This window comes from Saccharothrix saharensis, assembly GCF_006716745.1.
Lineage (GTDB): Bacteria > Actinomycetota > Actinomycetes > Mycobacteriales > Pseudonocardiaceae > Actinosynnema > Actinosynnema saharense.
Genome location: NZ_VFPP01000001.1, coordinates 5,407,963 through 5,420,518 on the forward strand (window position 1 = coordinate 5,407,963; position 12,556 = coordinate 5,420,518).

Sequence of the window (12,556 nt, forward strand, 5' to 3'; positions counted from 1 at the left end):
AGCACTGCCGAACGGCCCCGGAGCCCCCCGCTCCGGGGCCGTTCGCGTGCGCGGGTTTTTGACGGTTGCCGGCGCTGGTGGGGCGTCCCGCCGGTGGTGGGCGGGCTGCTGAGACGGTCGTTCGCGCAGGGCGTAAAAGCAGTTGGCGGGCCCGGTTAGCGTGCACCCATGTGGCTCGCGGTCTTCTTCGGCGCCTCGGTGCTGGTCGCGCTGACGCCTGGCGCCAACAACCTCCTCGGGATGCACCACGGGGTCCACCACGGCCCGTTGCGGGCCGCTACGGCGCTCCTGGGCCGCCTTGCGGCCTTCTCCCTGATGGTCGGCGCGGTCGTGGCCGGGCTCGGGCCCGTGCTGGCCGCCAGTGGGACCGCCCTGACCGTGGTCAAGTGGGTCGGCGTCGCCTACCTCGTCTACCTGGCCGTGCGCATCCTGGTGACCGAGACCGGCGCGGAAGCCCCGGTCGGGAAGGGCACCCCGCTGCGCAAGGAGTTCCTGGTGGCGATCACCAACCCCAAGGCGCTGCTGATCTTCACGGCGTTCGTGCCCCAGTTCGTCGACCCGGCCCGCGGCCCCATCCCGCTGCAGCTCGCGACCCTGGGCGCGGTCTACCTGGCCGCCGAGGCCCTGGCCGGCACGGCGTACGTGGCGCTCGGCGCGGGCATCCGCAAGGCGGGCCTGACGCGGCGGGCCAGGGCCCGGCTCGACAAGGGCACGGCGGCCGTCCTGCTGGGCATGGCGGGCCTGCTGGCCACCGGTCGAACTTGATCCATTCGGGGGCTTGCCGGCGGCGGTAGTCGATCGGGTACGAAGTGTGAGGGAAGACTGACTACGGCGATCGGCCAGGCGACTGTTAAAGTCGCGGGCTGAACCCGGATGCCCTCCGGGTCGGTCGCGGCCATCCGTCGCTTCCGCCACCGTCGGCGATGGGTCGACGGCATGTTCGCAAGACTGTGCCGGCAACACAGCCGGCACCGCAGGATGCCGACCCCAGTGGGGCGGCAACGCTGATGGAGGTTCGCGTGCTCGGCGCATTCCGCTCGGCTCTCGCGACGCCGGACCTACGCAAGAAGATCCTGTTCACACTCGGGATCGTCGTGGTGTACCGGTTGGGCGCCACCATGCCCGCGCCGGGCGTCTCCTTCAAGAACGTCAAACAGTGCGTCGAGCAGGTGGACCAGCAGGGGATCTACTCCCTGATCAACCTGTTCAGCGGTGGCGCGCTGCTGAACTTGTCGATCTTCGCGCTCGGCATCATGCCGTACATCACGGCGAGCATCATCATCCAGCTGCTCACCGTCGTCATCCCGCGGTTCGAGCAGCTGAAGAAGGAAGGGCAGGCGGGTCAGGGCAAGCTGACCCAGTACACCCGCTACCTGACCATCGCGCTCGCCGTGCTGCAGTCCACGGGCATCATCGCCCTGGCCGTGCGCGACCAGCTGTTCCAGAACTGCGACGTGCCCGTCATCCCCGACGAGAGCATCTTCAACCTGGTCGTCCTCGTGGTCACCATGACCGCCGGCACCAGCGTGATCATGTGGCTCGGTGAGATCATCACCGAGAAGGGGATCGGCAACGGCATGTCGCTGCTGATCTTCACCGGCATCGCGGCCCGCATCCCGATCGAGGGCAAGATCATCCTCGACCGCGGTGGCCTGACCTTCTTCCTGGTCTGCGTCGCGGCCCTGCTGATCATCGCCAGCGTCATCTACGTGGAGCAGGCACAGCGCCGCATCCCGGTCCAGTACGCCAAGCGCATGATCGGCCGGCGGATGTACGGCGGCACGTCGACCTACCTGCCGCTGAAGGTGAACCAGGCCGGTGTCATCCCGGTCATCTTCGCCTCGTCGCTGCTCTACCTGCCCGACCTGATCTCCAGGCTGACCGCCTCCACCGACGGTTCCGCGCCCAACTGGTGGGAGAGCTTCGTCGCCACCCACCTGGTCAGCCAGTCGAGCCCGGTCCACATCGCGCTCTACTTCCTGCTGATCGTCTTCTTCACCTACTTCTACGTCGGCATCACGTTCAACCCGGACGAGCGTGCCGACGAGATGAAGAAGTTCGGCGGGTTCATCCCGGGCATCCGGCCGGGACGTCCCACCGCCGAGTACCTCCGCTTCGTGTTGGGGCGGATCACGCTGCCGGGCTCGCTCTACCTGGGCATCGTCGCCATCCTGCCGAACCTGTTCCTCGACCTCACCGGTCAGGGCCAGAACCAGAACTTCCCGTTCGGCGGCACGGCGGTGCTGATCATGGTCGGTGTCGGCCTCGACACCGTGAAGCAGATCGAGAGCCAGCTCATGCAGCGCAACTACGAAGGGTTCCTCCGCTAGTGCGACTCGTTCTCGTCGGCCCGCCCGGTGCGGGCAAGGGCACCCAGGCCACAACGCTCAGCCGTGAGCTCGGCGTGCCGCACATCTCCACCGGGGACCTGTTCCGCGCCCACATCAGCGAGCAGACCGACCTGGGCAAGGAAGTCCAGGAGTACCTGGACTCGGGCGAGTTGGTGCCGGACGAGGTGACCAACGAGATGGTGCGCGTCCGGCTCTCCCAGCCGGACGCCGCCAACGGCTTCCTCCTCGACGGCTTCCCGCGCAACACCGCCCAGGCGGGCGTGCTGGGCGAGATGCTGGCGACCGAGGGCCAGAAGCTCGACGCGGTGCTGGAGTTCCGGATCGACGAGGACGTCGTGGTCGAGCGCCTGCTCGCCCGGGGTCGCACGGACGACAAGGAAGACGTCATCCGGCACCGCCAGCAGGTGTACCGGACGGAGACCGCTCCGCTGCTCGACTACTACGCCGACATCGTCGTGAGCATCGACGCGGTGGGCGAGGTCGACGAGATCAGCGGGCGCGCCCTCCGCGCGCTGCGCGACCTGAAGTGAGCGGTGGACTTGTCGATGCGCTGCGTCGGGTCGCCCAGGTCGTTCCCGGTCGTGATCGCATGATCGAGATCAAGAGCCGCGGCCAGCTCGAAGCCATGAGGGCTGCCGGGCTGGTCGTGGCGCGCACGCTGGCGCTGCTGGCGTCGCACACCAAGGCGGGCGTCAGCACCGCCGAGCTGGACGAGCTGGCGGAGCAGAGCATCCGCGACGCGGGCGCCATCCCGTCCTTCAAGGGCTACCACGGTTTCCCGGCGTCGATCTGCGCGTCGGTGAACGAGCAGGTGGTCCACGGCATCCCGAGCCGGACGCAGGTGCTGGCCGAGGGTGACCTGATCTCGATCGACTGCGGCGCCATCCTCGACGGGTGGCACGGCGACTCGGCGATCACCCTGCCGGTGGGCTCGGTGACCGAGGGCGAGCTGAAGCTGTCCGAGGCGACGCGCGCGTCCATGGTCGCGGGCATCGAGGCCGCGGTGGTCGGTGCGCGGTTGAGCGACATCTCGTTCGCGATCGAGACGGCGACCATTCGCGCGGGCGAGGAGCACGGCGTCGAGTACGGCATCGTGGAGGGGTACGGCGGGCACGGCATCGGCACGAAGATGCACATGGACCCGTTCCTGCCGAACCACGGCAAGCCCGGCAAGGGGCCCCGGTTGAAGGCCGGCATGGCGATCGCGATCGAGCCGATGCTGACGCTGGGGACCGAGCGGACCGTCGAGCTGGATGACGGGTGGACCGTGATCACCGCGGATGGTTCGCGGGCGGCGCACTGGGAGCACTCGGTGGCGATCACGGACGACGGGCCCTGGGTGCTGACGGCGTTGGACGACTGAACGTCCGGTAGTGCCTGTGAGGCTGTAGGACCTGCTGACGCCGGTGGACCGTTCCCGGTCCGCCGGCGTTGGTGTTCGGTGGGCGAAAGCCCCGAGGGCGCTGTCATCGTTCGCCGCTCGCCGCTCGCCCGAGCGGTGTGCCGATGCCACCTCGCACCCCCTCCCCGCACGCCCACTCGGCACCCCGCACTCGGCGTCGAGCGCCGTTCGGCGGCCGGGAACCGGGGGTTAGCCCCCTGTTACGAGCCGACCCGCCCCGCCACGATTGAACGGTGACCCAGCCTGTGCGGCCCGAGGACATGCGGGCCTCAGACGCCGAGCGCGAACTGGTCCAGCAGTGGCTGCACCGTGCGCACGCCGACGGCAGCCTCGACCTCGCCGAGTTCGACAACCGGGTGGTGCGCACCTGGCAGGCGAAGACCAGGGGCGAGCTGGCCGCCCTCACGGCGGACCTGCCCACCATGCACCTCGCGCAACCGGTCCCGGGATCTCCGCTGCCCCCGTCACCCGTTCCGGTGAAAAGCGGTGGCGGGCGGAAGGCGTTGAAGGTGCTCACGACGATCTGGTTGAGCGTCAGCGCGCTCAACCTCGCCCTCTGGTTGCTCGTCAGCCTCCTCGGTGGCGACGGGCTGGTGCACCCGTGGTTCCTCTGGGTGTCCGTGCCGCCGGGTGCCGTGCTCGGGGTCATCTGGCTCAGCACCGGACCGAAACGGTAACGCTGTTACGATTAGGTGGGGCGGCGAGCGGAGGTGGTGACGTGCACGAGTCCTTCACCCGGGCGGCTGACAACGACCGGGCGGCGGTCGCCGAGGAGCTGACCCGCGCCCACGCCGAGGGCAGGCTCACGCTGTCCGAGTTCGACGAGCGCACCCGCGCCGTCCACCGGGCCCGGACGTACGCCGAGCTCACCGCCCTGACCGCCGACCTGCCCCGCTCCGCACCCGCCCCGGTCGAACGGCGGTCGAACGCGCTCTTCAGGGTGATGGTCGGCACGTGGCTCGTGGCCAGTTCGATCAACTTCCTCATCTGGGGCATCATCAGCCTCTCCCTCGGCGAGGTGCTCCACCCCTGGTGGGTCTGGGTCGCCGGGCCCTGGGGGCTGGTCCTCCTCGTCGCCCACCAGGGTCGATTTGGGCGTTCGAGCTGACCCGCGTACTATGGAGCGGTGGCGCATACGTCGCGCCGGTTCCGTCATGCCCGGGGATCTGCTCCCCGCCGGCTGGCAAGGGTTCGCAAGGGCCTGGAGGAGTCGGGGTGCCGCGTGCCCGCACTCCGGAAGTAACACCCACCGTCACGAAACGCGGAGGACATGGGCAAGAAGGACGGGGCCATTGAGGTCGAGGGCCGCGTAGTCGAGCCGCTCCCCAACGCGATGTTCCGCGTCGAGTTGGAGAACGGTCACAAGGTCCTGGCACACATCAGCGGCAAGATGCGTCAGCACTACATCCGCATCCTCCCTGAGGACCGGGTTGTCGTGGAGCTCTCGCCCTACGACCTGTCCCGCGGGCGCATCGTCTACCGCTACAAGTGACCTCCGGCGCGCCCCAGCACGGGCGCGTCGGCTGACGCAGGAGAAGCTCAGGCGTGAAGGTCCAGCCGAGCGTCAAGAAGATCTGCGACAAGTGCAAGGTGATCCGCCGCCACGGCCGGGTCATGGTGATCTGCGAGAACCTGCGCCACAAGCAGCGCCAGGGCTGAGCGGAGCACGACCAGCACGAGTCGAGTCTTCACCGGACGCGACACCGAGTAAGCCTCTTCGCACCTGTCACACAAGGAACCACGTGTGGCACACCCCCGGACTCCAGGCCGGGGCCGGGACACCGGTCGCGAGAGCGACCGGAACTGACACAGCGAGTCAGTCCCGGGATCGGGCGAGGAGCAGACCTGGAGCGACACCACTGTTAGGAGCAAGCGCCGTATGGCACGACTCGCTGGCGTCGACCTCCCCCGCGAGAAGCGGTTGGAGATCGCGCTCACCTACATCTTCGGCATCGGTCGGACGCGCTCGAAGGAGCTGCTGACCGCCACCGAGATCTCCCCGGACGTCCGGGTGAAGGACCTCGGTGACGACGACCTGGCGAAGCTGCGGGACTACATCGAGAACAACTTCAAGGTCGAGGGTGACCTCCGCCGCGAGGTTCAGGCCGACATCCGCCGGAAGATGGAAATCGGCTGCTACGAGGGGCTGCGCCACCGTCGCAACCTGCCCGTCCGCGGGCAGCGCACCAAGACGAACGCGCGCACTCGTAAGGGTCCGAAGAAGACCGTCGCCGGCAAGAAGAAGGCCGGAAAGAAGTAAGACCTCGCGTCTCTAGCAAGTAGGAGTTCACCCAGACATGCCACCCAAGTCCCGCACGGGCGCCGGGGTCAAGAAGGTCCGGCGCAAGGAAAAGAAGAACGTCTCGCACGGCCAGGCGCACATCAAGAGCACGTTCAACAACACCATCGTGTCCATCACGGACCCGATGGGCAACGTGATCAGCTGGGCGTCCGCCGGCCACGTCGGCTTCAAGGGCTCCCGCAAGTCCACGCCGTTCGCCGCGCAGATGGCCGCCGAGAACGCCGCCCGCAAGGCCGCCGAGCACGGCATGCGCAAGGTGGACGTGTTCGTGAAGGGTCCCGGCTCCGGCCGCGAGACCGCGATCCGTTCGCTGCAGGCCGCCGGTCTCGAGGTCGGCACCATCCAGGACGTGACCCCGCAGCCCCACAACGGCTGCCGCCCGCCCAAGCGGCGCCGGGTCTGAGGCACGGGGAGGAGTAAGACAACATGGCTCGCTATACCGGACCGGCCACTCGCATCTCGCGCCGTCTCAAGGTCGACCTCGTCGGCGGGGACCAGGCGTTCGAGCGTCGTCCTTACCCGCCCGGCCAGCACGGCCGCGGTCGGATCAAGGAGTCCGAGTACCTGCTGCAGTTGCAGGAGAAGCAGAAGGCCCGCTACACGTACGGCGTCCTGGAGAAGCAGTTCCGGCGCTACTACGAGGAAGCGGTTCGCCGCCCCGGCAAGACCGGTGAGAACCTGCTGCAGATCCTGGAGTCCCGGCTCGACAACGTGGTGTACCGCGCGGGTCTCGCGCGCACCCGCCGTCAGGCCCGCCAGCTGGTCAGCCACGGTCACTTCATCGTGAACGGCCAGAAGGTCAACATCCCGAGCTTCCGGGTGTCGAAGTTCGACATCATCGACGTGAAGCCGAAGTCGCTGCCCACGCTGCCCTTCGAGGCCGCGCGCGCTTCCTTCGGCGACCGGCCGATCCCGGCGTGGCTCCAGGTCGTGCAGTCCAACCTGCGCATCCTGGTCCACCAGCTGCCGGAGCGGGCGCAGATCGACACGCCCGTCACCGAGCAGCTCATCGTCGAGCTCTACTCGAAGTGATCCTCCTGGAGGGGCGGCCCCGGGTCGCCCCTCCAGTCGGGTCCCGCGGCGGCACGGAATGGTGTGCCGCATGCGTTTGCCGGTCTCCGCGACCGGTTCCCACGACGTCAAATAGCGGGCGTCGGGGTCAGAGAGGAAGAACCCAGTGCTGATTTCCCAGCGCCCCTCGCTCAGCGAGGAAGCGGTCAACGAGACCCGCTCCCGGTTCGTCATCGAGCCGCTGGAGCCGGGCTTCGGCTACACCCTCGGCAACTCGATTCGCCGCACCCTGCTGTCGTCCATCCCCGGCGCGGCCGTGACCAGCATCCGCATCGACGGTGTGCTGCACGAGTTCACGACCGTCCCCGGTGTGAAGGAAGACGTCACCGACATCATCCTCAACCTCAAGGAGCTGGTCGTCAGCTCCGAGGAGGACGAGCCGGTGACCATGTACCTGCGCAAGCAGGGGCCGGGCGCGGTGACCGCGGGCGACATCGTGCCTCCGGCCGGTGTCACCGTGCACAACCCCGACCTGCACATCGCCACCCTGAACGGCAAGGGCAAGCTGGAGATCGAGCTCGTGGTCGAGCGCGGTCGCGGCTACGTCCCCGCCGTGCAGAACAAGCAGGCCGGTGCCGAGATCGGCCGCATTCCGGTCGACTCGATCTACTCGCCCGTCATGAAGGTGACCTACAAGGTCGAGGCCACCCGTGTCGAGCAGCGGACCGACTTCGACAAGCTGATCCTCGACGTCGAGACCAAGCCGTCCATCACGCCGCGCGACGCCGTCGCGTCGGCGGGCAAGACGCTGGTCGAGCTGTTCGGTCTCGCCCGCGAGCTGAACGTCGACGCCGAGGGCATCGAGATCGGCCCCTCGCCCGCCGAGGCGGACACCATCGCGGCGTTCGCGATGCCGATCGAGGACCTGGACCTCACCGTCCGGTCCTACAACTGCCTCAAGCGCGAGGGCATCCACACCGTGGGCGAGCTGGTCTCGCGCAGCGAGGCGGACCTGCTGGACATCCGCAACTTCGGCGCCAAGTCGATCGACGAGGTCAAGATGAAGCTCGTCGGTCTCGGCCTCGCGCTGAAGGACAGCCCTCCTGGGTTCGACCCGTCGGCCGCCGCGTCCGACTACCCGGCCGAAGGCTGGGGCACGGACACCGCCGTGGACTCCCACGACGACGGCCAGGACTACGCGGAGACCGAGCAGCTCTGAGGTCGCTGAGCGGCCGGGCCGGAGCAGAGGATCAGAAAGAAATCCGAGGAGCAATTCGATGCCCACCCCCACCAAGGGACCCCGTCTCGGGGGCTCGCCGGCCCACGAGCGGCTGATGCTGGCCAACCTGGCCACGTCCCTGTTCACCCACGGTCGGATCACGACCACCGAGGCCAAGGCGAAGCGGCTGCGCCCGTACGCCGAGAAGCTGATCAGCAAGGCGAAGGTCGGCGACCTGCACAACCGTCGTGAGATCCTCAAGGTCATCCGCGACAAGGACATCGTGCACAAGCTGTTCGCCGAGATCGGTCCGCAGTTCGCCGACCGCCCCGGTGGCTACACCCGCATCACCAAGACGCTGCCGCGCAAGGGCGACAACGCCCCCATGGCCGTGATCGAGCTGGTCGCGGAGTCCACCGTGACCTCCGAGGCGGAGCGCGCCCGCAAGACGAAGTTCGCCAAGGACCAGACCGCCACCCCGAAGAACGACACGGCGGCGGCTGAGGCCGAGGAGACCAAGTCCGAGGACGTGCAGGACCAGGACGCCGAGGCGCCCGAGTCGGCCACGAAGGACGCGACGGAGGAGCCCGCCGAGGGCGCCGACGACGCCTCCGCCGAGGCGAAGGCCGACGGCAAGGCCGAGGACAAGAAGGACGAGTCCTGACGGACGCGCACTTCACCGACGAGCCCGTCGTTCCCGCTGGGGACGACGGGCTCGTTCGTGTGCGACTGGACCTGGCCTACGACGGCACGGACTTCTCCGGGTGGGCGCGGCAGCCCGGCCGCCGCACGGTGTGCGGTGTCCTGGAGGACACGATGTCGACGGTGCTGCGCGAGGACGTGCAGCTGACCGTGGCCGGTCGGACGGACGCGGGCGTGCACGCGTCCGGGCAGGTGGCGCACGTCGACCTGCCCGCCGCGGTGGACGTCGCCGGCCTGCCGAAGCGCCTGGCCCGCGCGCTGCCCGCGGACGTGCGGGTGTTCTCGGCCCGGGTGGTGCCCGCCGAGTTCGACGCCCGGTTCGCCGCGCTGCGCCGGCACTACGAGTACCGGGTCACCGACGCCGCGTTCGGGGCGCACCCGCTGCGGCGGCTCGACACGCTGGCGTGGCCGCGTCCGCTCGACCTGGACGCGTTGAACGCGGCGTCGCAGTTGTTGTTGGGCGAACAGGACTTCTGCGCGTTCTGCAAGCGCCGCGAGGGCGCGACCACGATCCGCGAGCTGCAACGCCTGGAGTGGGTGCGCGACGGCGCCGTGCTGACCGCGCACGTGTCCGCGGACGCGTTCTGCCACTCGATGGTGCGCAGCCTGGTCGGCGCGCTGCTGGCCGTGGGCGAGGGGCGCAAGCCGGTGGGCTGGCCCGCGTCGCTGCTGTCGCTGACCGCGCGGTCCAGCGAGGTCACCGTCGCCCCGCCGCACGGGTTGTCGCTGGTCCGGGTCGACTACCCGGCCGACGACGAGCTGGCCGCGCGGGCCGCCGTCACCCGGAACGTGCGCGGCGCGCCGACCAGGTGAGCCAGGCCGCGCCGCCCAGCGGGATCTCCGCCAGGTAGGTGAAGAAGGCGAACAGGAGCACGCCCGCCACGGCCGGCGCGGCGGGCGTGCCCAGGCCGACCAGCAGCGCGATGGTGCCGTTCTCGGTGACGCCGACGCCGCCGGGCGTGACCACGGCCAGCGTGAGCAGCCTGCTCACCGCGAAGGCCGCCACCGTCGGACCGAGTCCCAGGTGGACGCCCGCGGCGGCCAGGCACCACCACAGCAGCACGCCCTGCAGCAGCAGGTAGGCGAGCATGCCCGCGGTCATCCGGCGCCACCCGGCCCGGACGACCTCGCCGGTCTGGCGGCGCAGCCGCAGCAGGAACCGGGCGGCCCGGCCGCCGAGGAGCCGGCACACCCACCGCAGGCGGATCAGCGCCACCACCGCGAGCAGCAGCCCGGCCGCCGCGCCGACCGCCGCGACCAGCACGCCGTCACCGAAGACCACCGCGCCCTGCACGGCCAGCGCGAGCAGCGGCAGCGCCGCCCGGGACAGCGCGTTCCACAGGCCGCTGACGAGCGCCGACGTGGTGATCGCCCGCGCCGAGTGGCCCCAGCTCGCGGCCATCACCGCGGTCACCGCCACCCCGGCCGCGCCGCCGAGCGGCAGCACGTTGCTGACCGCGCTGCCCGCGGCGTTCAGGCTGAACGCCTGGGTGTTGCGCAGGCCGGGCAACGAGCCGGTGAGCACGTAGGTGTAGGCCCAGAGCCCGGCCAGCCACAGCGCGGTCAACCCCAGTGCCGTGCCCGGGCCGACGGCGCGCAACTGCTCCGCGACCGCCGTCCACGCCACGCCGCTCACGGCGGGCACCAGGGCGACCACGAGCCACGCCGCCAGGGCCAGTGACGCCAGCGACGCGGTGACGCGCAGCCACGGCCTCATCGCGCTCGCAATCGTTTGCGCTCGACGTACCACTCCGTTCCCAGGATCGTCCTGAACAGCGGTGGCGGCAGCTTGAGCAGCGCGGCGAGGGTGCGGCTCGAGTCGCCGCCGGTGGTCTGGGTGGCGTGCGCCGCCATCGCGCGCCGCTTCGCCCCCGCGTACCGCCGGACATCCACCGAGTGGGTGATCTCGGCGCGGGCGGTGTACGCGCGCTCGAACGGCTCCAGGTCGAAGTCGCGGACCAGGCGGGCCAGCCGCAGGCCGCGCAGCAGCCACGTGCGGTCGACCGTCGCCTCCCACACGCGGGGCGTGCCGGCGAGTTCGGCGGCCAGCGCGCCCACCCGGTGCACCTGCACGTGGTCGGGGTGGCCGTAGCCGCCGTGCGGGTCGTAGGCGGTGAGCAGGTCGGCGCGTTCCTCGTGCAGCAGCTCGGCCAGCCGTTCGGCGGCCTCGCCGACGTCGGCGCGGGCGAAACCGCGCCGCCCGTCCAGGCCGGAGTCGGGGTAGCCGAGGAACTCCACCCGCGCGCAGCCGAGAGCACGGGCCGCCGCGTGCGCTTCCTTCGTGCGCACGGTGCCCAGATCGGTCCGATGCGCGCTCAGCCCTCGTTCACCGGCGGTCGCGACGACGAGCACGACGCGGTGTCCCTCCCGCGCGAGGCGCGCCATCGTGCCGCCGGTCAGCAGGGCTTCGTCGTCTGGGTGGGCGTGGAAGAAGACGCACGTTCGGCTCACGGGTGCAAGAGTGTCAGTTGGTCCGTTCGGCGGCTTGACGGGAGTGCACTTGTCGATCGTTCACGTCACCGACTGCTTCCTGCCGCGCCTGGGCGGGATCGAGGTGCAGGTGGCCGGGTTGGCCCGCGAGCAGGCGCGCGCCGGGGAGGACGTGCACGTGGTGACCGCGACCAGGGACGCGGCACCGGGGGACGGGTACGAGGTGCACCGGATCGCCGTGCGGCTGCCGTGGGACCTGCCCGTGCACCCGCGGGCGGGCTCGCACCTCGACCGGGTGATCGCCGCGCGGTGGCCGTCGGTGGTGTACGTGCACGTCGGCGCGATCTCGCCGTTCGCCTGGTCGGGGGTGCGGTCGGCACTGCGGCTCGGCCTGCCCGCGGTGGTCGTGGTGCACAGCATGTGGGACCCGGTGGTGCAGCGGTGCTACCGGGCGCTGGACCGGCTGGCGTCGTGGAGCACGGCGCGGGTGGCGGTGGCGGCGGTGAGCCGTGCGGCGGCGGACCGGGTGCGGGCGGTCGTCCCCGGGTTGCCGGTGGCGGTGGTGCCGAACGGGATCGTGCCGTCGGCGTGGCGCGGGTTACCGACGCAGCGGCCGGACGACGCCGTGCACGTGGTGTCGGTGGGTCGGCTGGCGGCGCGCAAGGAGCCCATGGCGTTGCTGCGGGCGTTGCGGGCGGTGTCGTCGGACGTCCGGCTGCGGGCGACGGTGGCCGGGGCGGGGCCGGAGATGGCTGTCCTGCGGCGGTACGTCGAGCGGCACGGGATGGGGTGGGTGAGCCTGCCCGGGCGGCTGGACCGGCAGGGGGTGGGTCACCTGCTGGCCGGGGCGGACGTGTTCGTGAACCCGGCGGTGCGGGAGGCGTTCGGGCTGGCGGCGCTGGAGGCGCGGACGGCGGGGGTGCCGGTGGTGGCGCGGCCGGGGACGGGGGTGGCGGACTTCGTGCGCGACGGGGTGGAGGGGCTGCTGACGCACGACCTGGCGGCGGGGATCGCGCGCCTGGCGCACGACCGGGAGGAACGCCTGCGGATCGCGGCGCACAACCGGACCACCGAACCGACCCACTGCACGTGGCCGCGGGTGCTGGCGGCGCTGCGCTCGTGCGCGGCGCGGGTGTGAG

The 12,556-nt window shown here is 70.5% G+C and carries 17 protein-coding genes; 15 read left to right on the forward strand and 2 right to left on the reverse strand.

Features of this window, described 5'->3' with window-relative positions:
• Nucleotides 1-168: 168 nt before the first annotated feature.
• From FHX81_RS24255 to truA, 14 genes are all read left to right on the forward strand, one after another.
• Nucleotides 169-765 carry a LysE family translocator gene (locus FHX81_RS24255; protein WP_141980312.1) on the forward strand — a complete coding sequence of 199 codons (597 nt, stop codon included), beginning with the start codon at nucleotides 169-171 and terminating at the stop codon, nucleotides 763-765.
• Between the two features lie 254 nt (nucleotides 766-1,019).
• A complete protein-coding gene (gene secY / locus FHX81_RS24260) occupies nucleotides 1,020-2,330 on the forward strand; it encodes a preprotein translocase subunit SecY (RefSeq protein ID WP_141980313.1) in 1,311 nt (436 codons plus the stop codon).
• The gene (locus tag FHX81_RS24265) at nucleotides 2,330-2,881 is read left to right on the forward strand and encodes an adenylate kinase (protein ID WP_141980314.1); all 552 of its coding nucleotides are present in this window, start codon (nucleotides 2,330-2,332) and stop codon (nucleotides 2,879-2,881) included. The genes secY and FHX81_RS24265 overlap by 1 nt, the downstream gene beginning before the upstream one ends.
• Nucleotides 2,882-2,940: 59 nt before the next feature.
• Nucleotides 2,941-3,714 carry a type I methionyl aminopeptidase gene (gene map, locus FHX81_RS24270; RefSeq protein WP_141980315.1) on the forward strand — a complete coding sequence of 258 codons (774 nt, stop codon included), beginning with the start codon at nucleotides 2,941-2,943 and terminating at the stop codon, nucleotides 3,712-3,714.
• Nucleotides 3,715-3,986: 272 nt separating this feature from the next.
• The gene (locus tag FHX81_RS24275) at nucleotides 3,987-4,430 is read left to right on the forward strand and encodes a DUF1707 SHOCT-like domain-containing protein (protein ID WP_141980316.1); all 444 of its coding nucleotides are present in this window, start codon (nucleotides 3,987-3,989) and stop codon (nucleotides 4,428-4,430) included.
• Nucleotides 4,431-4,471: 41 nt separating this feature from the next.
• Complete coding sequence (locus FHX81_RS24280; protein WP_141980317.1) at nucleotides 4,472-4,861, forward strand: DUF1707 SHOCT-like domain-containing protein; 390 nt, start codon at nucleotides 4,472-4,474, stop codon at nucleotides 4,859-4,861.
• A gap of 162 nt (nucleotides 4,862-5,023) precedes the next feature.
• Nucleotides 5,024-5,245, forward strand: a complete 222-nt coding sequence (gene infA, locus FHX81_RS24285; protein ID WP_005166804.1) for a translation initiation factor IF-1 — start codon at nucleotides 5,024-5,026, stop codon at nucleotides 5,243-5,245.
• A gap of 53 nt (nucleotides 5,246-5,298) precedes the next feature.
• Nucleotides 5,299-5,412, forward strand: coding sequence for a 50S ribosomal protein L36 (gene rpmJ, locus FHX81_RS24290; RefSeq protein ID WP_010148647.1), 114 nt, complete (start codon nucleotides 5,299-5,301; stop codon nucleotides 5,410-5,412).
• Nucleotides 5,413-5,632: 220 nt separating this feature from the next.
• Complete coding sequence (rpsM, locus tag FHX81_RS24295; protein WP_141980318.1) at nucleotides 5,633-6,013, forward strand: 30S ribosomal protein S13; 381 nt, start codon at nucleotides 5,633-5,635, stop codon at nucleotides 6,011-6,013.
• Between the two features lie 37 nt (nucleotides 6,014-6,050).
• Nucleotides 6,051-6,458, forward strand: coding sequence for a 30S ribosomal protein S11 (rpsK, locus tag FHX81_RS24300; protein ID WP_033436732.1), 408 nt, complete (start codon nucleotides 6,051-6,053; stop codon nucleotides 6,456-6,458).
• Nucleotides 6,459-6,481: 23 nt separating this feature from the next.
• Entirely contained in the window at nucleotides 6,482-7,087 is a 606-nt protein-coding gene (rpsD, locus tag FHX81_RS24305) for a 30S ribosomal protein S4 (RefSeq protein ID WP_053718426.1), read from the forward strand.
• Between the two features lie 145 nt (nucleotides 7,088-7,232).
• Complete coding sequence (locus FHX81_RS24310) at nucleotides 7,233-8,285, forward strand: DNA-directed RNA polymerase subunit alpha (RefSeq protein ID WP_141980319.1); 1,053 nt, start codon at nucleotides 7,233-7,235, stop codon at nucleotides 8,283-8,285.
• 58 nt (nucleotides 8,286-8,343) lie between these two features.
• Entirely contained in the window at nucleotides 8,344-8,949 is a 606-nt protein-coding gene (rplQ, locus tag FHX81_RS24315; RefSeq protein WP_141980320.1) for a 50S ribosomal protein L17, read from the forward strand.
• Nucleotides 8,950-9,008: 59 nt separating this feature from the next.
• Nucleotides 9,009-9,800, forward strand: coding sequence for a tRNA pseudouridine(38-40) synthase TruA (gene truA / locus FHX81_RS24320; protein WP_246107953.1), 792 nt, complete (start codon nucleotides 9,009-9,011; stop codon nucleotides 9,798-9,800).
• Here the strand turns inward: truA and FHX81_RS24325 are convergent.
• Both FHX81_RS24325 and FHX81_RS24330 read right to left on the reverse strand, forming a co-directional pair.
• Nucleotides 9,766-10,704 (reverse strand): lysylphosphatidylglycerol synthase transmembrane domain-containing protein, encoded by a 939-nt coding sequence (locus FHX81_RS24325; RefSeq protein WP_141980322.1) that lies wholly within the window; start codon nucleotides 10,702-10,704, stop codon nucleotides 9,766-9,768. The two genes, truA and FHX81_RS24325, sit on opposite strands and share 35 nt — an antisense overlap.
• Nucleotides 10,701-11,438, reverse strand: a complete 738-nt coding sequence (locus FHX81_RS24330; RefSeq protein ID WP_141980323.1) for a PIG-L deacetylase family protein — start codon at nucleotides 11,436-11,438, stop codon at nucleotides 10,701-10,703. The genes FHX81_RS24325 and FHX81_RS24330 overlap by 4 nt, the downstream gene beginning before the upstream one ends.
• A 49-nt stretch (nucleotides 11,439-11,487) precedes the next feature.
• Here FHX81_RS24330 and FHX81_RS24335 point away from each other — a divergent pair, with 49 nt between their 5' ends.
• A complete protein-coding gene (locus FHX81_RS24335; RefSeq protein WP_141980324.1) occupies nucleotides 11,488-12,555 on the forward strand; it encodes a glycosyltransferase family 4 protein in 1,068 nt (355 codons plus the stop codon).
• The last annotated feature ends 1 nt before the right edge of the window (nucleotide 12,556 follow it).